General features: G+C 30.9%; 21 protein-coding genes and 2 pseudogenes. 13 read left to right on the top strand and 10 right to left on the bottom strand.

Annotated elements, in window-relative coordinates; all coding sequences use genetic code 11:
• Window positions 1-87 precede the first annotated feature (87 nt).
• Together AC1RYN_RS17720 and AC1RYN_RS17715 are read right to left on the bottom strand one after the other, a co-directional pair.
• Complete coding sequence (locus tag AC1RYN_RS17720; protein WP_481808002.1) at window positions 88-684, bottom strand: 3'-5' exonuclease; 597 nt, start codon at window positions 682-684, stop codon at window positions 88-90.
• 1 nt (window position 685) lies between these two features.
• A pseudogene (locus tag AC1RYN_RS17715) lies at window positions 686-2,604 on the bottom strand (DUF294 nucleotidyltransferase-like domain-containing protein).
• 598 nt (window positions 2,605-3,202) lie between these two features.
• Between AC1RYN_RS17715 and AC1RYN_RS17710 the strand changes: the two are divergent.
• The 10 genes from AC1RYN_RS17710 (at window position 3,203) to AC1RYN_RS17665 (ending at window position 9,143) form a co-directional block, all read left to right on the top strand.
• Window positions 3,203-3,436 carry a hypothetical protein gene (locus AC1RYN_RS17710; protein WP_481808001.1) on the top strand — a complete coding sequence of 78 codons (234 nt, stop codon included), beginning with the start codon at window positions 3,203-3,205 and terminating at the stop codon, window positions 3,434-3,436.
• A 132-nt stretch (window positions 3,437-3,568) separates the two neighbouring features.
• Complete coding sequence (locus AC1RYN_RS17705; protein ID WP_481808000.1) at window positions 3,569-4,768, top strand: hypothetical protein; 1,200 nt, start codon at window positions 3,569-3,571, stop codon at window positions 4,766-4,768.
• A gap of 269 nt (window positions 4,769-5,037) precedes the next feature.
• Complete coding sequence (locus tag AC1RYN_RS17700) at window positions 5,038-5,757, top strand: hypothetical protein (RefSeq protein WP_481807999.1); 720 nt, start codon at window positions 5,038-5,040, stop codon at window positions 5,755-5,757.
• Window positions 5,758-5,759: 2 nt separating this feature from the next.
• Window positions 5,760-5,885 (top strand): hypothetical protein, encoded by a 126-nt coding sequence (locus AC1RYN_RS17695; RefSeq protein ID WP_481807998.1) that lies wholly within the window; start codon window positions 5,760-5,762, stop codon window positions 5,883-5,885.
• A 32-nt stretch (window positions 5,886-5,917) separates the two neighbouring features.
• Entirely contained in the window at window positions 5,918-6,265 is a 348-nt protein-coding gene (locus AC1RYN_RS17690; RefSeq protein ID WP_481807997.1) for a hypothetical protein, read from the top strand.
• 111 nt (window positions 6,266-6,376) lie between these two features.
• Window positions 6,377-6,775, top strand: coding sequence for a hypothetical protein (locus AC1RYN_RS17685; RefSeq protein WP_481807996.1), 399 nt, complete (start codon window positions 6,377-6,379; stop codon window positions 6,773-6,775).
• Window positions 6,776-6,878: 103 nt separating this feature from the next.
• The gene (locus tag AC1RYN_RS17680) at window positions 6,879-7,055 is read left to right on the top strand and encodes a hypothetical protein (RefSeq protein ID WP_481807995.1); all 177 of its coding nucleotides are present in this window, start codon (window positions 6,879-6,881) and stop codon (window positions 7,053-7,055) included.
• Complete coding sequence (locus AC1RYN_RS17675) at window positions 7,048-7,599, top strand: hypothetical protein (RefSeq protein WP_481807994.1); 552 nt, start codon at window positions 7,048-7,050, stop codon at window positions 7,597-7,599. Before AC1RYN_RS17680 ends, AC1RYN_RS17675 begins: the two co-directional genes overlap by 8 nt.
• A gap of 158 nt (window positions 7,600-7,757) precedes the next feature.
• Window positions 7,758-8,279 (top strand): hypothetical protein, encoded by a 522-nt coding sequence (locus tag AC1RYN_RS17670; protein WP_481807993.1) that lies wholly within the window; start codon window positions 7,758-7,760, stop codon window positions 8,277-8,279.
• Window positions 8,280-8,285: 6 nt separating this feature from the next.
• Window positions 8,286-9,143, top strand: coding sequence for a hypothetical protein (locus AC1RYN_RS17665; RefSeq protein ID WP_481807992.1), 858 nt, complete (start codon window positions 8,286-8,288; stop codon window positions 9,141-9,143).
• A gap of 240 nt (window positions 9,144-9,383) precedes the next feature.
• Here the strand turns inward: AC1RYN_RS17665 and AC1RYN_RS17660 are convergent, their stop codons facing one another.
• Window positions 9,384-9,596, bottom strand: a complete 213-nt coding sequence (locus AC1RYN_RS17660; RefSeq protein WP_481807991.1) for a hypothetical protein — start codon at window positions 9,594-9,596, stop codon at window positions 9,384-9,386.
• Between the two features lie 152 nt (window positions 9,597-9,748).
• Between AC1RYN_RS17660 and AC1RYN_RS17655 the strand changes: the two genes are divergently transcribed.
• The gene (locus AC1RYN_RS17655; RefSeq protein ID WP_481807990.1) at window positions 9,749-10,156 is read left to right on the top strand and encodes a hypothetical protein; all 408 of its coding nucleotides are present in this window, start codon (window positions 9,749-9,751) and stop codon (window positions 10,154-10,156) included.
• 611 nt (window positions 10,157-10,767) lie between these two features.
• Here the strand turns inward: AC1RYN_RS17655 and AC1RYN_RS17650 are convergent.
• Window positions 10,768-10,989 (bottom strand): SymE family type I addiction module toxin, encoded by a 222-nt coding sequence (locus AC1RYN_RS17650; RefSeq protein ID WP_481807989.1) that lies wholly within the window; start codon window positions 10,987-10,989, stop codon window positions 10,768-10,770.
• Window positions 10,990-11,136: 147 nt separating this feature from the next.
• On the opposite strand from AC1RYN_RS17650, the pseudogene AC1RYN_RS17645 reads away from it, so the two are divergent.
• Window positions 11,137-11,582: pseudogene (locus AC1RYN_RS17645) on the top strand (helix-turn-helix transcriptional regulator).
• A gap of 88 nt (window positions 11,583-11,670) precedes the next feature.
• Here AC1RYN_RS17645 and AC1RYN_RS17640 read toward each other — a convergent pair.
• Both AC1RYN_RS17640 and AC1RYN_RS17635 read right to left on the bottom strand, forming a co-directional pair.
• Window positions 11,671-12,066 (bottom strand): hypothetical protein, encoded by a 396-nt coding sequence (locus AC1RYN_RS17640; protein WP_481807988.1) that lies wholly within the window; start codon window positions 12,064-12,066, stop codon window positions 11,671-11,673.
• A gap of 189 nt (window positions 12,067-12,255) precedes the next feature.
• A complete protein-coding gene (locus AC1RYN_RS17635; protein WP_481807987.1) occupies window positions 12,256-12,669 on the bottom strand; it encodes a hypothetical protein in 414 nt (137 codons plus the stop codon).
• Window positions 12,670-12,818: 149 nt separating this feature from the next.
• Between AC1RYN_RS17635 and AC1RYN_RS17630 the strand changes: the two genes are divergently transcribed.
• Window positions 12,819-14,048, top strand: coding sequence for a multidrug effflux MFS transporter (locus AC1RYN_RS17630; protein ID WP_481807986.1), 1,230 nt, complete (start codon window positions 12,819-12,821; stop codon window positions 14,046-14,048).
• Between the two features lie 228 nt (window positions 14,049-14,276).
• Here AC1RYN_RS17630 and AC1RYN_RS17625 read toward each other — a convergent pair whose 3' ends face one another.
• The 4 genes from AC1RYN_RS17625 to AC1RYN_RS17610 form a co-directional block, all read right to left on the bottom strand.
• Window positions 14,277-15,545: an NAD(P)/FAD-dependent oxidoreductase gene (locus tag AC1RYN_RS17625; protein WP_481807985.1), complete on the bottom strand. Its 1,269-nt coding sequence runs from the start codon at window positions 15,543-15,545 to the stop codon at window positions 14,277-14,279.
• Between the two features lie 82 nt (window positions 15,546-15,627).
• Window positions 15,628-16,962, bottom strand: coding sequence for a DEAD/DEAH box helicase (locus tag AC1RYN_RS17620; protein ID WP_481807984.1), 1,335 nt, complete (start codon window positions 16,960-16,962; stop codon window positions 15,628-15,630).
• 476 nt (window positions 16,963-17,438) lie between these two features.
• On the bottom strand, window positions 17,439-18,977 hold the full coding sequence (locus AC1RYN_RS17615; RefSeq protein WP_481807983.1) for a DEAD/DEAH box helicase: 1,539 nt from the start codon (window positions 18,975-18,977) through the stop codon (window positions 17,439-17,441).
• A gap of 107 nt (window positions 18,978-19,084) precedes the next feature.
• Window positions 19,085-19,618, bottom strand: coding sequence for a DUF6155 family protein (locus AC1RYN_RS17610; RefSeq protein ID WP_481807982.1), 534 nt, complete (start codon window positions 19,616-19,618; stop codon window positions 19,085-19,087).
• Between the last annotated feature and the right edge of the window lie 50 nt (window positions 19,619-19,668).

Here is a 19,668-nt window from a genome sequence, read left to right as displayed (position 1 = left end):
AACACGAATTCCACTAATTTACACTAATAAATAAGTTTAGTAAAAATTCGTGGAATTCGTGTTTTTCATTATTTTTTTTTGTAAATATTATTTTATGCCTAATCTTGATTTTAGTTTTAAAAATAATAAAGCAATTTTATAGGCATCTTCTGAGGAAGAATTTCTTTCGCTTTTTGGGATTTTATATATCTCGCATAATTCATCCAAAGAAAACTGTCTGTCATTAATGTCATGCAGCTTACGATACATAACATCAACATCTAATGCTTCATTTTTTAATCTTCCACAATCTAGTTTTTCTAGGGCAGCGTTAATCATTTCAACATCAAAATTAATATGATGCCCAACTAAAATTCCATTTCCAATATATTCGATTAATGCTTTAAGTGCATCTGGCTCAGGAAGTTTTTCCATTTTACTTTCAATAATAAACTCATTTGTGAGTCCATTATCGTGAAAGAATTTATATTGCAATAAGACAGCCTCAAAGCTATCCTGAATAACAATACTATTATCTACTACTGCAAATGAACCAATAGACAGGATTACATCTTTTGCTGGATTTAATCCCGATGTTTCGGTAGATAATACAACAAAACGCTCTGATTTATCCTCAAATTTGGCAAGGTATTCTTTCCAGAAATCAGGGTATTCTTTGTTGATATTTTTCAGCCATTCTAACATATTACGAAAATTGGGTCAGTTGAAATTTACTTTTTATAAGCTCTTCTAGCTCTTTCATTGGAGCTAATGCATTTTTTAATTTTTCTTTATCGCTTTTTGATAGTTCTCTTAAGTTGATATATTGTCCTGAATCATCATTTTTTAAGCCTTCGACCGTTCTAAATTTTGATAAGGTTAGAAAAGCTTCAGCACAACTAAGATAAATATCAGCATTTTTAGAATCAGTAATCGCTAATTGTTTGAATCTTAAATAGGTATTTTTAATTCCTTTTATATTCGAACTTAATATAAGTAAACGTGCTCCATCAATTAATGGCATTAACGCACGAGTTTTTATATCAAACTTAAATTTATGCGGTCCATCTTCTTCAACATTAAATTTCTTAAAGAAACTTAATGGTGAATTTTTTCTTAATGCATCATTTCCTAAGAAATCAAAAAACAATGTATTGTTTATTGCATTCTTGAATATCACATTTTCTATTACTTCTTCGATTTTAGGTTCTCCAAAAACAATCTCATAATCAAAGAATATACTACTTAAATCATTGCTGTTTTCACCTGGAGTATTCATCCAGCTATTATACTGTTTTGTCCAGTCAGTCAACGATTTACACCATAACATATTACTTGCCATATGTCCATTAGGGCAATAGTCATATCCGATTTTTTCTAAAGTTGCTGTAGTCCTTTTAGCCAAACGTAAAAAGTAATCTTTTACATCACGATACTTATCTGCAGTTACATCTTCAAAAATCAAAATACTATCCTGATCCGTTAATAGGAGCTGTTCTTTTCTTCCCTGACTTCCAATACTTAACAAGCAAATCGAGCGGGAGGCGAGCCCATTTCTAAAATTGAAAGTTCAACCGAGCGTTTTATCAACGCCAAATTAATCTCATTTGCAATATTACTTATATGTGAAAGCGGAATGTTCTTTTGTATGTAATTTTGAATTAAATCTGATAAACGATCCCTAATTTGTTTTAAATCTTTAGGCAATTGCGAACGCTTGATTTCTTTTATCAACACCCCCGGATTACTAGCTTGTGCAACAATTAAATCATGTTCTGAAATGACTCCTTTTACAGCCGATTTACTTGTTCCGTCTTTTGTAACACATAAATGACTCACATTATGCTTTAGCATTAATAATTGTGCTTCGGCTAATGAAACATTTTCTATTACAGTTACAACAGGCGAGGACATGATTTTGTTTACAGTTTCATCTATTGAAAATCTACCTGTTGCTATTTTAGAAGACAAATCGGCGTCTGTAACAATACCAATTGGGTTGTTATTTTCACAAACAACAATATTATCAACCATAGCATCTGTCATACGCAAAGCAACATCTTTTACAATACTGTTTCCTAATGCAGTTAATGGTGAGGTATTGTAGCTTAGTGACTGTATATATTGTATTTCAGATTGTTGATCTGAATAAAATATATTATCTGAAATATTGGTTTCCTTTAAAATCTGAATTGTCTTTGGCATGACGCGTATTTATTACAAAACTCCTAACAAGAAATTTAAAACATCTGGATTGTTTGCAACAAAAGGTCTAAACACAGCGATTGGTATTGCATATACAATAGTTTCTTCTCTGGCTTTTGCCGTCATCATGTAGTTATTCTTGGCGAAAAAAGGTGGTAAAAACCTAAATATATCGCCATCATGACATTTATTTAATAAGGTTTCTTCGGCATCGGCAATTACCGATAAATTAATAACACCTGAAGCAACCACATAAAAACTATCGTGTAAAGGATCGTTAATTTGGAACAATACAGCGTGTTTTTCTAAATTAATAACACGAATATTGGTTGCAATCTCAGATAACTCTTGAAAAGTTAAATTATCAAATGGCGGATATTCTTTCAAGAAATCTGCAATATGCTCAGCAATTGTATTCATAAGTTTGATAGATTTTTAGAAAGTATCGTTTGTAAAAATAATAAAATAAACCCTTACAATGAAAGCATAAATGATTTTGAATCTATTTTTTTTACCATATATTAAGCTAAAATAAGCAATAAAACTATTAAATAGCAAAGATAGGCTTTGATATGGCTGTTTTCAGGATTAAAAACATTCTATTTTACATAATATAAATTATAGTTCATTTGTAATACACACTTATTAACAAATAATTTATGTCCCTAAAACGAAGTTCACTCGAAAATTACACGCTTTTGCTTGTAGAATTGCAGAAAATGCGACACACAAAGTTTAAACCTAAAACTTTTTTAAAACAGATTCGACCATTTTGTAAAACCGAACATCATGCCTTTAAACTTTTGTATATACGTGTACGTGGTTCAAATCTAGGTATTTCTATTGATATACAAAAAGATTGTTTCGTTGTTCGTCAAAATCAATCCTTACACGAATTTATTTTTTATTGTGATTCCTCAAAGCATTTACTAACTAAACTATTAAAACACAATCTTTTAAAAGCTTAATTTATGCATAAACAAATTTTCCTTTTTTATCGTACGCGAAGAATTTACTCTTGGAATTAGCCAGTTTAAATCATGATTTAAGCGAGTATTCAAAAAACCCTGTGGAAACTGTCAATTTGATTGGTCTTAAATATCGACATTCTTTTATTCTGAAAGAGATTCAACGTGTTGACCAACGAATAACAACTTGTCTAAATTCTGAGTATTTAAATTATAAGAATCAATTTATTCAAACTGAAAAGAAAATAAATGAAGCTGTTGAAAAAAAAAGAATTTTCGATTAATGACTTACCTAAAAATCATTATTCGTTTTGGCAGAATTTAGAAGATTAATTTTTTGCTCCTCCCCTTTCTATTTTTTTATTGTTGCCGTAGGGTATAACGGCAACTAACTCACTCAAACCTACTAAAAAACAATGATTTCATATAAAGAAAGACATCAATCCAAAATTAAAATCAAACAAAATAATTTAAAAACTACTCTTATAAATATAGACTACTTAATTATTAATCTAGAGGGTCAGCCGTTCGGAGAGTTTCCTGAAAATTCAAATTTTCGCTTGAAGCCATACGAATATGGTACTAAGATTTTTGAGATTAGAGCCGATTTATACTATGAAGATTTGAAAATCGGTATTTATACTGCAAAACCTCGTTCAGCTATCATGAGCGAACAATTTGCACAATTACAATTAGAAAACAATCTATTTTACACTTTGTCAAACGATGCCTTAAAAGGTGTCATAAACGCATTTTGCGATGAAACGAACTATTTATTTAAATCAGTTAATAGACTGGATATCTGTCTTGATAAGTCTGGCTCAACAATTCTTACCCGTAATTTATATAGTAATGTTGTTTCAGGTAACTACCTTATTTCAGGGCGTCCGAAAAATTTACAAAGCTATTTTGAGACTTATAAAGGAAAATCGATACTTAACGGCTTCCAAATTGGGAAAAGAACATCTGATAAAATAATTAGATGCTATAACAAAACGCTGTCTTTACAATTAACCGAAAAACCATATATAAATGATTATTATGCAAATAATGGTTTAAAAAATGATAACGTTTGGCGTTTTGAATATCAGTTAAATTCTGCGTTTTTTAGAGGTCTAAATGAGCATTCAAAAGCAAATCCAACTATCAGTCAGGCAATGACTTGGGGTGTTTTTGATAAAGCAAATCTTTATGAATTATTAAAAATTGCAAACAAAGGATTTTTTGAACTTCGTGAGAATACTGGCAAAAGTCAGGTTAATAAAGAAAAGCTTATAGTTCTGTTCGATTTTGATTTTTTGCAATCGCAAATATCAAAGTTCAATCCTATAATAAAACGCTTGAAAAATGTTGTTTTATCCTCGACAACAATTAAAAAACGTCTTGCTAAATCTCTCTTTAGAGAGTATTACGCAAACAATCAGGATATCTCTTATATCGTTGCTCTAAATCTTTTACTTGAAGATTTAGACATGATTACCGAAAAACCGCTTTTAATGTGGTTTAAAAACAAGTTACATTTCTATCTACATGAATTTAGAACAAAAGAAAAAATAGTAAATGATTTTGATTCTGAATTATTCCACGAACACCAACTTTTATTTTATAAGCCATGAAAACACAAAAAACAAGCCAAAAAGTAACTAAAACCCAATTGATGCATATTCTAGAATTAAGCTATAAAACAGCTTGCAAAGAATATCAAACAATCATTGATTCTTTAGCCCTAAAAAGAAACTATTTGACTGTACAAGACTTGATTACCTATGGCATATTATAGGGAAAATTAGGGAAAAACAGGGAGAAATAGGGAATTTTAGGGAACGTCAAATAATAGTTGCAATAACCTTTGTGAAAGAATTTAAACAAATAAAATTTATAACAAATGAAAATTGCAACTATTACAGGCGTGGCAAAATCGCCAGAATTAACAGTAACTAAATCAATAGGTTCTTTGATTGTTTCAAGTGATTTAGCCTTATCGGCTTTAACTACTGAAAAAATCAGTGTATATATTGAACGTGGAAATGGTTCGAATGTCATTTTAGCAAACAAAGTTTTGCTTAAAGATTTCATTCTTGCAAGTACTTATGGTACTGAAAACACTCAATCTGATGCTAACAATGCACTAGTAGCTTTATGTGAAATTGCTGAAGAAGGTTCAGTTTTTCTTGCTGATAAAGAAAGTATTAAAATCGTTTTGGAGGATTTAATTGTAGAAAAACGTTATGATTTACACGGAATCGAAGAGCCAGTTTCTACAAACAACTTGTATTTTTTCGAGCAAAAAACAGTTGCTTCTGAAGAGTTTAACAAAAAAATTGATGTTCAAGGCTTTGACTTGGCGATTATGACTGTTGATGCTTCTGTAAGTGATTTATCTTATCAGTTCCAAAATGGTCAGGTTGTTAAATACTTGCCTTTTGAATTACAAACTTTAAGTAGAGATATTGACCCAATTCAGGCGATTCTCTCAGATGGTAAAGTCGTACAAGGCTTAACTGATAGATTGACCTTGCCTTTGGTGGCTGTTGTTGGCTTAGAGATTAATAAATCTCAGGGAGCGGTTATTAATTTCGTCGTTAGGACGCTAAAATCAGTATAACTATGGGATTCTTTAAAAAAATTGGGCAATCTATTAAGAAAAATGTTTCGTTTAAAAACTTAGTAAAAGTTGCTACAACTGCCGTTGGTTTTGTTCCTGTGTTGGTGCAATTGCTCAAACAGCATTAGGAAAAATTACTGATGCCGTTGAAGCAAAAAAATTGGCTAAGGAGGCTGAAGCACAAGGCAAACAAGCTGAAGCGGATTATTGGAATGCTCAAACAGAAGCTTTAAAACAAAGTACAGCTAATACTGTTGGTGCTGTCGCTGGTTCAGGTGCTAATATTTTTGGTAAAGCTGTTATGAATGGTGTTAATGATGGTTTAAGTACTGGTCTTGTTCAGGGTTCAGGTCAAGTTGGTGCTACTGTTTTGACATCTACCATTAAAGTGTGGTTTCAAAGAAACTGGAAAATTCTGCTTGGTGCTGTCGCGGGTCTTATCGCATTGATTTGGTTTATAAGACGTGACCGTAATAACACAGGCAAAAGGGTTGCAAAAAGAAGATAAGCCAAAAAATTACTATCGAATCTATCTCGTAGTATTCTTGATAGATTCGGCTGTAATAATCTTAAAAAAGATGGCTGAAATCATACTATTAATTAAACACATTATAAAATAATGGCACAAAATAAAAAAAGTTATAATTCAAATAATCAGAATAATAACAACAATAATCAACAAAAAGTAAAGCATTCAGGTGCAAAGAGTACAACCTATACACCTGTTTCGGGTCCTAATCAAGGCGTTGAACAACATCTAACAACTGGTTGGAGATTGTCTAAAGGAGAATTGATTGCAATTAAATGTGTAACAACTTCTAAATCTAATCTTTCAGAAAAAGGTTGGTTCGGTTCAGTTGCTTGTACGTTCACTAACACAAAAACTGGTGTTCAGTCATTTCATTGGGGAATGATGCAAAAAAACGGTGGTAAAGTAGTAGTTGACGGAATGGCATTTGTTATTAATCCACGTGCGAAAAACGGAGGTTATGCGGGTACATTTTTACGCTCGAACTAATGTTTAGGGTATTATTAAAATTCCTTCCTCTGATACTTCATGAGGGTGTTGATTTACTTAAAGAGTATTTAGAAGAAGAAAACAATTAAAAACAAAATAGGTTATGAAAAATTTGAAAGGAATTGTTTCGATAATTGGAATTATCGTAAAATACGGTGCAGTTGTTACTGCTATTTTAAAAGGTATTCAGGTTGTATCTGATGAATTGGGTAAACTTGATTTTGGAAAAGACGAATCTCAAACCTCGCCTAAGCCATTAATTACAGAGGAAAATGAGTAGCTTTTTAGGTAGAAAGGATTTAACTCGAGGTATTCGAAATAATAATCCGGGTAACTTAAGGAATTTCAATATTCCGTGGCAGGGTAAAATTCCAGTTAATCAAAATACTGATTATAAAAAAGAATTTGACCAGTTTACTGAGGTCAAATATGGTATTCGTGCTATGTTAAGGGATTTGACAAATGATATTGATAAAGGCAAGAATACTATCAGAAAGTTAATTTCTGCGTATGCTCCTCCATCAGAAAACGACACTCAAAAGTATATAGATGTTGTTGCTAAGGCTGTCGGATTAGCTCCTGACCAGACTATTAAAATTATTGATGCTGAATTTTACTTAGTTATTGCAAGGGCAATTATTAAACATGAATGTAGTCCTAATCATAATTTAATTCTTGATTCGGATATCCAAGACGCTATAGACATCATGGGGGATTATAACCTTTCAGGTGTTACCGTAGTAGCTAAAAGAAAATTTAGATTTAATTATTTGATTATTCCTGTACTACTTTTTTTCTATACTGTTTACAGCGTTACAGTCTAAACAAACGTTCAAAAAGATAAAAATTATTAATTCAAAAATTAAACAAGATGTTAGATAAAATCAAACTTTTTTACGCAAACAATAAAACTGTTGCAAATGTTGTAATAGTCGCTTTAGCGGGATTTTTAGCTTATAAATTATTCAAGAAAAAATAAGCGATGGCTCAAAGAGAGATAACAAATAGAACAAAGAGTCAAGCCAATACAGTTTGGCTCTTTGATTTTCTGCAAAAGTACTGGATTATTATAACTGGTATAATTCTGTGTTATCCATTATTAAAAAAATGGTATGAAAAATTTACACAGGATGCTCAGGAAAGACAGCTTGAAATGGCGGAAAATGATTTAAAAATTGCAATGGCTAATCCAGTTACTAAAGAAATTGAGCTAACCAAGATTACACCTCGTAAAGAGGTTCATAATATAGCAGAGTCTTTGGCTGTGTGGTTAGGTACAAATAAACAAACAAAAGATGCTCCTTGGTACACTTGGGTTACTGAACCTATGTCGAATTTCGAAAATGAAAAAGAGACTATAAACGAGTTGTTAAAAGTTAAACAGGCGTCTACTGTTCCTTTGGTTATTGGTTGTTATTATGTTATTACAAGGCGCAATTTAAAAGCAGATTTAAAAAAATATTTATCAACCTCGGACTTAAAGAAAGTTCCTTTATTTAATTAAAACAATATGAATTTTATACAATATATTGATGATGCTTACGCTGTCAAGGTTAAAGAAGTTTATTATGATAGTGAAGGAGGTGGGTTTATTTTAAACGGCATTGAAACACCTTTTTTTGTTCTGTCCTTGTATGTTCAAAGTAAACGTGTAAATGGTGTTTTGCTAAAAAACTACGATAGTTTACCTATGTTATCAGTTATTAATGACATAGGCAATGTCGATTTAAATGTAATTCCTGAAAATTATTTTGCTACACCTTACACGGAGATAATTCTTGACATTCCTTTTACTCAAGGTACTGGTATTCAAATTTCAAATTTTAGTGATTTTCAGAAAAAACCACTACATTATTTAAAAGAATATAAATTACCTCAATTTCGATTAGATGGTCGATTTACACAAGGTTCGGGTTATGCATACGATGGTAGAGTATATTCTATGCTCAAGCTTGCAACGATTCAATCCGATAATAAGTTTTATACATCTATTCATAATACGTACAAAAATGCAACTCATATTGATACTATTGCATTTCAGGGAGATACTCCTAATTATATCCGAAATGGTTATGATTTAGTTAGTGCTTTTCCTGTTCAGAATAACGGTAATATTGTCCAGTTTGGAGATTTCTATGTAAAAATGACAACGACTAAAACCTCCTACCCTTACGGTCTTAATGTTTTTATATTTACAGATATAAGAACGAATGAATTTTGGCTTTATATTGATTACATTGATGTAAGTACAAGTGTTATCAAAAAAGCGGAGTTTGACATTTCGACATTTGTTTGTGTTAATGGAGGTTTTAAAATCAAAAATATCATGCATGAAATAGAGATACAAGTCAGTACTATTTATGGCTAATACTACACCAACGCCTTACAGCTGTACAATCTTTAATAAAGATAAAAGTATAAGACCTATAAAAGTTGAGTTTTGTAAATCAATATATTATCTGCATAACTGGTGTAAAAATGTCGGATTTGATTATCACTACATTAATATTTACAATCGAAAAACAGGTAATTATATTGCTAGACAGTACTCTAATGTCTATATAATAGATAAGCCTTTGTATTAATACAAAGGCTTGTTTAGTTAACTCTAGTAGACGCTTTCAAAAGCTTTAAGTACTTCCTCGTTATTGACACCTATGATAATCTCTAACCCACAGCTTAATCTAACTAAAGAATGACTTGTATCTTCTGAAGTGTTACCCGCAGGTAATACTGCTGTTACGTGGTTTAAAAAAAAAGTCATTTTTATTTCTTCCTGTGTTCCTCTAATCCTTACTGAACCGAATGTAATTTCTTTCATATTTTTTTTTTGTTAATTATTAACGAATATACTTAAAAAAAAAATTAAGGTATAATTATTTATTCTTTTATAGCAATTGACAAAGTGAAATTAAAATTATTGGCATTATATTTGAAAATATTTAATAACTATAAACTCACAAATTAAACTAAATGAAAAAAATTACTTTATTATTGCTTTTAACTTTTTCTTTCTCGTATTCTCAAACTACTTTAGAGGAATATAATTATGTTACTAAAGGTTATGCGGAAACAATTGCTAAGGGATTGGATTTTAAAAAGGGTTATTCTTTAAACGAGGTTTACCATTATACAGATACTAATTATGATTTTCTTTTTCAGTCTCTAACTAATGATAAAACTAAAAAAACATCTTGTATAATGGTTATTGCTCACTCTCGTGTTTGGGGCAATAAATATTATTTGTGTATGCCAATTGGAAATGGTGATTTAGAGAAAAAATATAAAGAACAATTGTCGGTTTGGGATGCTCCTATATTGTCAGCTTATTCATTAGCTCTTTCTCAGATACTTACTTATTCAGTAGCTTCGGTTGAATAGATTTAAAGGAAATCAATAAATAAGCCCCAATAAAACGGGGTTTTTTTATGTCCTTATTTTTTTTGTATCTTTCGATTTCTACAAAATAGGGGTTAAATGTGTTGTTAATAAAGTTGTTAACATCTTCTTGGACGTTCTGCGTTTCATAGTATAAATTATAGGTCAAAATAATATAATACAAAATACAGCTGTAAGCTGTCCGTATTTACGATATTCTAAATCTTATTTAAAAAAGTTTGATATAATTAAACCTCGTGCAATTAGAATCTTTGTAAAAGAAACCAAAAAGATGAATTAAAACATCTCAAAAAATAATTGGCTGGCGTTTATAAAAATTGATTCATAAGCTTTCAATAAACAAATTATAATTAGCGAATACTTGATTATACAGAAAAACTAAACTTGTAATTTCATTTAATGAAAAATTAAATCTCTTGAAATTCCCTTAAAACTATATAGTCTTAATGGAATATTTTTGAGTAAATTTTCTACATCTAATTAGTCTTGCTAAGCGCAAAACCACAAAGAAATCAGCCGTTTAAATTAAGTTTATATTTTTTATTTTTTCAATCATAATATCATTTTACTATATTTCTATTTGACATAATATATTAATCTTTTAGCTCGAATCTCTGGTTTTCGGCTACTGTAATTATGAGTTGCGTTTTTTCATATTGAATATCAACAACTTGACCGATCGTAAAACCGCTTTCTTTCAGCCATTTACCCGTTAATGTTAAGGTTGGAAACCGTACTATTTTGCCATTTTCACGATAGAAAGTCTTACTGCAAAAGGTCATTTGTCTTTTTAAAAGGACTTTTTTAGTGCTCATAATATGTTTATTTTGAACAAAGTACCTTCATCGATAAATTGTAACCTACACTCAAAAATGTATTATACACAACTTATTATATCAACTTATCTGTTAATAACAGAAATTTCCGTAATTTACCTTCCTAAAAAGAATTATATTCGCCACATGACAGATACTACAACTCCAAACCGCAAAAAACATCAAGGTCGCAATCTAAAACGTTTCCGTGAAATGCTAGGCATAAAGCAAGAAGCACTTGCATTTGAACTTGGAGACGACTGGAACCAACAAAAAATATCACTACTAGAACAAAAGGAAACTATAGAAATCAATATTTCTAGAACAAGTATCGCAATTACTCGAGAATTCCTGTAGAAGCTATCGAAAACTTTGATGAGGAGCAAGCTATTGTAAATATTGCAAAACAATTATGAAGGCGCTAACATGGTAATGGAACTTTAAACAACAATGCAAATTATGTAGATTGTGCATTCAATCCCATTGATAAAATTATTCAGCTTACGACGAAAAAATCGTCCTTTATGAGCGTATGCTTAAAGAAAAAGATGAAATGATGTTGACAACTAGAAAAATTGATTGAAAACAAATAAAATCTTAAGAATTCATATTTTTCAACAATATTTTAATGACTATATAATAGATAAGCCTTTGTATTGATTTACAAAGGCTTATTTTTTTTTAATATATCTTATATTCTTCTAATAATTTATTTTTAAGGTCAGTTGAATAATGGTTGTTCCAATTATCCCATGCTATTTTAAGCTTTTCTAGTGCATCATAAGGACTTTCAAAGTATAACCTGTCACTGAACAAACTATAATTTCGTTTAAAAAACTCATTAAATGCATCTAAACTCTTCTCTTCTTTACTATCAGTAATATTATAAGTATCAATCCTTATAAAGTAAAAAACTTTATCTTTCTGCAAATTTTCTCTTTCAATAAATTCTTCAATAGATAAATCCCTATTTGAATTCCCTATTTCACAATCATATCCAGTAATAAATTTTGCAATTTGCATAAGTTCCTCAAATTCTTTATATAAAGAGATTTGAGCATTGTTTGATCTTTCCATCGTTATAGATTTTCTAAGTATCAAATTTACTGAAATAAGCAAAGCAAAATTTTAAGGTACAATTATTTATTCTTTTATGGCAATAGACAAAGTAAAATTATTCGCACTATATTTAATAATTATAAACTCTACAAAACAAAAAAAGCCATCCTATTTCTAAGATGGCTTTAAATATACTCGCTTGTAGCATTAATATTTCTTTAAGTAAACTGATTTACCATTTATAAAAACTTCGTATTGATTTTTGTCCTCGTAATATACTGTTTTTATGACATCTCCTTTAAAAAGAGAAATACCACCATGAGTTCTTCCATCAGTTTTTGTAGTGTAATCAAACTTGATTGTTTTGTTATAAGGACCAACTGCTAAGCTATATGCTGAGAATGGTGTTCCTCTTAAATCAAATTCTTGTCTTGAGTCAATGATTTTATCATCGCTGTAAAAATTAGTAATTTGTTTAGTAAGTGGAATGTCAGGATAAAATTCGTTAACTTTTTTAATAAATTCATACTGTTCAATACTTACCGGCTCAATCTTGGAAGTAACTGTTTGAGAAAAAGAAACTGTAGTAACTAAAAGTAATAATAAGGCACATCTTTTCATAATTGAATAATTTTAAATTAGTAATTATAGCCCTTTACAAAGCTAACTTGTTAAAAAATTAGATTTTTCACTAAAAATTTCTTTAATGAATTAACAAGGTACGAAATATTTATCTTTGCATTGAAATAAAAATAATATTTTTTAAATAAATGACTACAAAAAAATATATCAAATTAATCCTTATTTTAGGCTCTTTAACTGCTCTTGGTCCTTTTTCTATCGATATGTACCTACCTGGCTTCTCTGGAATTGCTAGAGATTTAAATACTACTGTTGCAAAAGTTTCGATGAGTTTATCTAGTTATTTTATAGGTATTTCGGCTGGACAATTGCTTTACGGGCCTTTACTAGATCGATTTGGAAGAAAAAAGCCTTTGTTTGTAGGTCTAATGGTTTACATTTTAGCTTCTTTAGGTTGTGTTTTTGTTACTGATATTGATGCTTTTATTGGTTTGCGTTTTTTACAAGCCGTTGGTAGCTGTGCAGCAACTGTTGCTTCTGTTGCAATGGTTCGTGATCTTTTTCCTGTAAAAGATATTCCTAAAGTCTTTTCTATGCTTATGCTTGTTGTTGGTCTTTCGCCAATGCTTGCTCCAACTATTGGTGGCTACGTAACTTCTGATTACGGCTGGCATACTGTTTTCTTTATATTAATGTGCATGGGAATCGTGATTTTAATAGCTTCACAAATTGGTTTACCCAACACACATAAACCTGATACATCTATTTCGTTAAAACCTAAACCTATCATTACAAACTTCCTTAAAGTTGTAAAAGAACCTCAGTTTTTTACTTATGCCTTTACTGGTGCTGTCTCTTTTTCTGGTTTATTTACTTATGTTGCCTCCTCTCCTATCGTTTTTATGGATATTTTTGAAGTTGATGCTAAAATATATGGTTGGATTTTTGCCTTTATGTCTTTGAGTTTTATTGGTGCTAGTCAACTGAATTCTTTTTTATTAAGAAAATTTTCTAGTGAACAAATGATTTTTGGTGCTTTGATTACTCAATCTGTAATTAGTATTGTTTTTTTGATTCTGGCAATAAACAACCTTCTTGGTTTGTATGAAACAATTGGTATGTTGTTTATTTATTTGGCTTGCCTAGGAATTTCAAACCCTAATACTGCTGGCCTTACTATGGCTCCTTTTGCCAAAAATGCAGGAAGCGCATCAGCATTAATGGGTGCAATTCAGCTTGGTTTAGGTGCAATAGCCTCTTTTGCCGTTGGTGTTTTTGTGAAAAATTCTATCATTCCGATGGTGGCTATTATGACAACTACTACAATTACTGCTTTTATTATTTTAAATATTGGTAAGCGCTTTATAAAAGAAAAAGTTACTATTTCTAACAATGACGAAGCTGGAATGATTCATTAGTTCTTTTTGAAGTTCTAAGTTACTAAGGTTATACTTAGCTTTCTTGAGGAGCTGATACTCTGAGGTAATAAAACCAAATATTCTGAGGTTTTATTAGATATTCAAAACTGTTGTATTATGTATGACTTGTAAAAAGCTAAAAAAATAAAAGGTTTTTCTATAGATCACTCTAAGAAAAACCTTTTTATGTATAAACTACTTAATCGTAATCTTTATTGAAAGCGCAATTTAATTTATTGCCTGTTTTTTATCTGGTCTGATAATCATGCGCAGTGATTGATCTTTTGCAAAATAGGCTACCATCCAGTTATAAAATGTACTTAAGCGATTGCGATAGGTTATTAAAGAAACAAGATGTATAAATAACCAAATTGCCCAAGCTAAGAATCCATTAAAATGCCATTTTGGTTTTGGCAAATCTACGACTGCCTTATTTTTACCAATAATTGCCATAGATCCTTTGTCTAGATATATAAAAGGCTTAATCGGTTTATTTTGAACAATTGCTTTAAAGTTTTTAGCTAAGTTTACTCCCTGCTGAATTGCTACTTGTGCTACTTGTGGGTGTCCATTTGGAAAAGCAGGATCGGTATCCATGATAGATGTATCGCCGATAGCATAAATATTCTGCATACCATTTACTTTATTATAAGCATCGGTCGCCATACGTTTGCCACGTCCATAACTTTCCATCGGAATACCATCAAAAGCTTTTGCCGAAACTCCCGCTGCCCAAATTAGGTTTTTGGTATGAATGGTTTCTCCGTTTGAAAAATGTACTATATCATCTACATAATCGGTAACGCGATTATTTAGCTTTACTACTACTCCTAAATCAGTAAGTGCTTTGAGTGTATCTTCCTGTGAAGCTTTGCTCATTGGTGCCAATAACGCATCTCCCCCATCAACTAAGTAAACATTACTTGCTGAAGTATCTAATTCTGGATATTCTTTTAATAAAATGTTTTTACGCATTTCGGCAAACATTCCCGAAACTTCTACTCCTGTTGGCCCACCTCCGGCTACAACAATCGTTAATAGTTTACGACGTTTACGAATATCTTTGGTAATAGTAGCTTTCTCAAGATTCTTAAGCAACGTGTTACGCATTACGATGGCGTCGTTTAGCGTTTTCATCGGAATGGCGTTTTTCATTACATTCTCCATTCCAAAATAACTGGTTTCAGCACCTGTTGCAAACACCAAATAATCGTATGGCAATTCTCCGTTATTAAGGATTACTTTATTTTCGGATGGAACTACTTGTTGCAGCTCTCCCAATCTAAATTGCAGGTTTTTTTTGCCTGCAAAAAATTTCCTAAATGGATAGCTAATACTTGATGGTTCTAGAAAAGCAGTCGCTACCTGATATATAAGTGGTGGGAAAAAGTTATAGTTATTTTTATCTACAAGTGTTACTTGTATTTGTGGCTGATTTACAAGCTCTTTCGCTAGATTTATTCCTGCAAAACCGCCTCCTATGATTACTATCTTCATATATGCTGTCTATTAAATAGGTTTTATAAAAAATACCATATAAAAGTACAACATATATTAACAGTTACACACTCATCAATAGTTACTTTTTGAATTTTTTAACAGGTTTTTCAACTGCCTCTGGTTTGTTTTGCAAGATATAATTGGCCAACAACTTTTCGATCAGTTCATCTTTCGTTAAATGATGAAAAACTGTCTTTACTTTTGTTTTTAAATCTGTTGAAACGTCATGATTAGGTTTAGTTTTAAAAATTTGTTTTGCCCACAAAAGTGTATTATTCTCTTCTAAGCTTGCAACTGATGGTTTTTTAAACTCTGTGAATTTAATTCCTAATTCTTTTTCGAAATCAGCTATTTCAACTACTTCTTCTGGTTGTAAAACAGTAAGTGACAATCCCTTTGCTCCTGCTCTGGCTGTTCTTCCGCTACGGTGTACATAAGCTTCGTAAGCATCTGGCAAATGATAATTTACTACATATGAAATTTCTTTAACATCTATTCCTCTAGCTGCCAAATCTGTAGCAACTAAGATATTTATATGTCCTTCACGAAATTGCTCCATGATTCTATCACGGATTCCTTGCGACAAGCTACCGTGCAATGCTCCTGACGAAAAACGATTAATCGCTAAATTTTTGGCTAGCTTGTTTACAGCGGCTTTTGTTTTACAAAAAATGATTCCGCGTTCTCCATCTCTTGAATTCAAAAAATGCATTAAAACATCTAGTTTTTCAATCGGGTCAACGACTATATATTCATGGTCAATTCCTTGATTCCCTACTGTTTCCATGTCGGCACTTACCTGAATTACATTTTTAGATAAGTAATTCTGAATCAATTGCTTGATTGTTCCTGGTAATGTTGCTGAGAATAAAAGTGTTGTATGTTTTTTTGGTAATTCGGCTACAATTTCATCTAGACTTTCTTTTAAGATTGAAACCATTTCGTCGGCTTCATCCAATATAAGATACTGTGTCTCTTTTAGATTGATTGCTTTACGCTGAATTAAATCGATTAAACGTCCTGGTGTTGCAACTACTATATGTGTAGGTTGTGTAAGGCGCTCTATTTGTGGTTTTATTGGAATTCCTCCGCAAGTTGCTGCTATAGAAACTTGTGGCAGGTATTTTGAAAAATCTTCTAAATTTTTAAATATCTGATGTCCTAATTCTCTTGTTGGAACTAAAATCACTGCTTGAACTGTAGGTATTTCAGGATTTATTAACTGTAGCAATGGTAATCCAAAGGCTGCTGTTTTTCCTGTTCCTGTTTTGGCCAAACCTACTACATCAGTATTATTAGCTAAAATTAGCGGAATAGCTTTCTGCTGAATTTCGGTTGGAGTACTAATATTTAATTCGCTTAGCGCTTTTAGTATTGGTGCTGAAATTCCTAAATCTGAAAATTGTTTTGACATTGTCTTAATTTATTTAAAATTGAAAAATTTAAAGATTTAAAAATTTCTAACTATACTTTAATTTACCATTAAGAGATTAAGAAAAATTAAGCTTTATCTCTTATATAGTTTATTCTTTTGTTTTCTTGCCACAGATTAAAAGGATTCTTTTCTCAAATCTGGCGTTGAATCAGTTTGCACTGAATTTTTTATTTTACCATTAAGGGATTAAGTTTCATTTAGACTTGGCTTAATTTTTCTTAATCTCTTAATGGTTTATTTTTTTTATAACTACGAAACTCCTAGCCCTGATGGTAACGGCATCCTTTTATTTTTTTTCTTTAAAAAAATAAAAGATATAGTGTACAGCAGGTCCCGATAGCTATCGGGATAGCTCCTTACTCTTCGACTCCGCTCAGAGTGACAAACTATTATAACTTTTATTCAAAGTGATACTTTTGAGTTTAAGACTTTCGGCTTTAAGACTCAAAAGAATATCAATCTGGTTCGTTCATTATTTTTTCACGGTATTTTTTACCTGTTAATAACACCAGCTTCAATTTATAATCGTCTATAAGCCATTCGCGGTAATTCTTGCTACATTGACTTAAACATTTTGAATATCGTTTAATACGACAATCAATATCATCTTCTAGTTCTTTTCCTAATGCTTTAGCTTCTTGTAGTGTTTCTGAATTATCTACACACATTGCTGCATGTTGCTCTAATGATTTATCCAAAACTACTTTTGAACGTAAATTTTGGGCAATAACAAGCTTATGTTCTTCATCAACATCAAAAGTTACATCGGCTGTTTTACTGAATTTCGCACGCAACTCAGGTGGCATACTGTATTTAAAATACAATTCGATTTCAGTATCATCACGTAAATTCTCTAAATAAAATTCTGGTGATTTAAAAATATGCTGCCAGTTTACTGGCTCACTCCATAATCCAAAACGAGCTGCATTATTTCCTAGATCAATAACTGTAAATTCGTCTTTATTAGGTAATTTTCTTGAACCACGACCAATCATTTGGTAATATAATGTCAATGATTTTGTCGCTCTGTTTAATATAATAGTTTCTACCGTAGGCTCATCAAAACCTGTAGTTAAGATACCTACTGATGTTAAAATAGCATCTGGGGTTTTCTTGAACCATTGTAAGATATCTTTTCGTTCTTCGTTACTACTTGTATTATCTAGGTGGCGAATATCATATCCTGCTTCTCTAAATGTTTCGTATACATATAATGATGTATGAATACCATTATTGAAAATTAGGGTTTTCTTACCGAGTGATCTTTCGGTATAGGCATGCAATAATTTTTCTTGCATGATTGTATTTGTATATAAATCATCTGAAGATTTTACAGTGTAATCTCCATTGATACCTACTTTTAATGATGTTAAACCTACATCATAACTATAAGTTGTTGCTCTTGCCAAAAAGCCTTTTTCGATTAATGAACCAATTGTGTCTCCTACAATTAATTCATCATAACTTTCATGCATTGGCAATTTAATATTCGAACTTAACGGTGTTGCTGTTACTCCTAATATAAATGCATTTTTGAACGAGCTTAATAATTTTCGAAATGAATTGTAATGTGCTTCATCGATAATTACTAAACCAATATTATCTAAATGTAATTTTTCGTCATTAATACGGTTTTTTAATGTTTCAACCATGGCTACAAAACAAGAATACTCGTTCTGATCCAATAATTCTTTTACCTTACTATTGATAATCTTATTTTTAACACCAAAACCTTTTAACATTTTTGAAGTTTGCTTACAAAGTTCAATTCTGTGTGTTAAGACTACTACTTTTTTCTCATGTTGCGATAAGTAACGGCGTACGATTTCAGAGAAAACCACTGTTTTCCCCCCACCAGTAGGCAGTTGATACAACAAATGATGTTGTGCTGAACCATTATCTAAACGATCAAAAATGGCATCAATATCGCCTTTTTGATATGCATAAAGTTCTTTTTTTTCTTCTCTTTCTATTTCTAAAGTGTTTTGAGACATTGTATTTTATTGGTTTTTGCAAAAATACACCTAAAAAACAGTTATATTGTCTTTTTTATCTTAAAATAAAAGGAAAAGTTCTCGATTATTTAATTATGGGGTGGGTTCTAAAAAGTCATTTTATTCAAAATTACTTCAAAATCAGGCTCATTTTTCCATTTTTGGGTAATAGTTTCCTCATAAATTTGATTTATTCTAGATTTAAAATCCGCTAAAATTCCGTTAGAAATTATAAAATTTACTGCTTGTTCAAATGAATTAAACATGCTTTTGTAAAAAAGTTCTTGCTTTATGGGGTTTTCTGATGAGTAGGTTTGCGCGATTTCGATATTATAAAGCATAACATCGGCAATAACAAACGGGTCAACACCTAGAAGTATAAAATGCTTGATATATTTTTGAGCTACTGAGCGGCGCATTTTTGGTTTTGTACGTCGTCTTGATGCTTTTGCTTTAATTGGAAAATATTCATTCGAAATTTTTAATTTGCATTCCTGCAACAGTGTCTCTTCTTTTGGATTGAACACAAAATCGTAATAGACTTTTACTGGGGCAAATTTCTCGTACAATTCGATTAACTGCTCTTCTAATTGTTCATTAGTAAGATCGTTTAAATATTTTTTTAAATCGCGTTTACTCATTATCAAAGTTTAAGATTGTAAAAGTAAATTACTTTCTCTTTCGATACCCT

This window comes from Flavobacterium sp. TC780 (assembly GCF_056783245.1).
This window is presented reverse-complemented; position numbering and strand designations above follow the sequence as displayed.

Excerpts from the sequence above, each read along its gene's own strand:
- AC1RYN_RS17635 (WP_481807987.1), bottom strand. The coding sequence starts at position 12,669 with ATGAAAAGATGTGCCTTATTATTACTTTTAGTTACTACAGTTTCTTTT.
- AC1RYN_RS17665 (WP_481807992.1), top strand. The coding sequence starts at position 8,286 with ATGAATTTTATACAATATATTGATGATGCTTACGCTGTCAAGGTTAAA.
- AC1RYN_RS17625 (WP_481807985.1), bottom strand. The coding sequence starts at position 15,545 with ATGAAGATAGTAATCATAGGAGGCGGTTTTGCAGGAATAAATCTAGCG.
- AC1RYN_RS17670 (WP_481807993.1), top strand. The coding sequence starts at position 7,758 with ATGGCTCAAAGAGAGATAACAAATAGAACAAAGAGTCAAGCCAATACA.
- AC1RYN_RS17630 (WP_481807986.1), top strand. The coding sequence starts at position 12,819 with ATGACTACAAAAAAATATATCAAATTAATCCTTATTTTAGGCTCTTTA.
- AC1RYN_RS17650 (WP_481807989.1), bottom strand. The coding sequence starts at position 10,989 with ATGAGCACTAAAAAAGTCCTTTTAAAAAGACAAATGACCTTTTGCAGT.
- AC1RYN_RS17680 (WP_481807995.1), top strand. The coding sequence starts at position 6,879 with ATGAAAAATTTGAAAGGAATTGTTTCGATAATTGGAATTATCGTAAAA.
- AC1RYN_RS17700 (WP_481807999.1), top strand. The coding sequence starts at position 5,038 with ATGAAAATTGCAACTATTACAGGCGTGGCAAAATCGCCAGAATTAACA.
- AC1RYN_RS17720 (WP_481808002.1), bottom strand. The coding sequence starts at position 684 with ATGTTAGAATGGCTGAAAAATATCAACAAAGAATACCCTGATTTCTGG.
- AC1RYN_RS17655 (WP_481807990.1), top strand. The coding sequence starts at position 9,749 with ATGAAAAAAATTACTTTATTATTGCTTTTAACTTTTTCTTTCTCGTAT.
- AC1RYN_RS17685 (WP_481807996.1), top strand. The coding sequence starts at position 6,377 with ATGGCACAAAATAAAAAAAGTTATAATTCAAATAATCAGAATAATAAC.
- AC1RYN_RS17620 (WP_481807984.1), bottom strand. The coding sequence starts at position 16,962 with ATGTCAAAACAATTTTCAGATTTAGGAATTTCAGCACCAATACTAAAA.
- AC1RYN_RS17705 (WP_481808000.1), top strand. The coding sequence starts at position 3,569 with ATGATTTCATATAAAGAAAGACATCAATCCAAAATTAAAATCAAACAA.
- AC1RYN_RS17675 (WP_481807994.1), top strand. The coding sequence starts at position 7,048 with ATGAGTAGCTTTTTAGGTAGAAAGGATTTAACTCGAGGTATTCGAAAT.
- AC1RYN_RS17615 (WP_481807983.1), bottom strand. The coding sequence starts at position 18,977 with ATGTCTCAAAACACTTTAGAAATAGAAAGAGAAGAAAAAAAAGAACTT.
- AC1RYN_RS17610 (WP_481807982.1), bottom strand. The coding sequence starts at position 19,618 with ATGAGTAAACGCGATTTAAAAAAATATTTAAACGATCTTACTAATGAA.
- AC1RYN_RS17640 (WP_481807988.1), bottom strand. The coding sequence starts at position 12,066 with ATGGAAAGATCAAACAATGCTCAAATCTCTTTATATAAAGAATTTGAG.
- AC1RYN_RS17660 (WP_481807991.1), bottom strand. The coding sequence starts at position 9,596 with ATGAAAGAAATTACATTCGGTTCAGTAAGGATTAGAGGAACACAGGAA.
- AC1RYN_RS17695 (WP_481807998.1), top strand. The coding sequence starts at position 5,760 with ATGGGATTCTTTAAAAAAATTGGGCAATCTATTAAGAAAAATGTTTCG.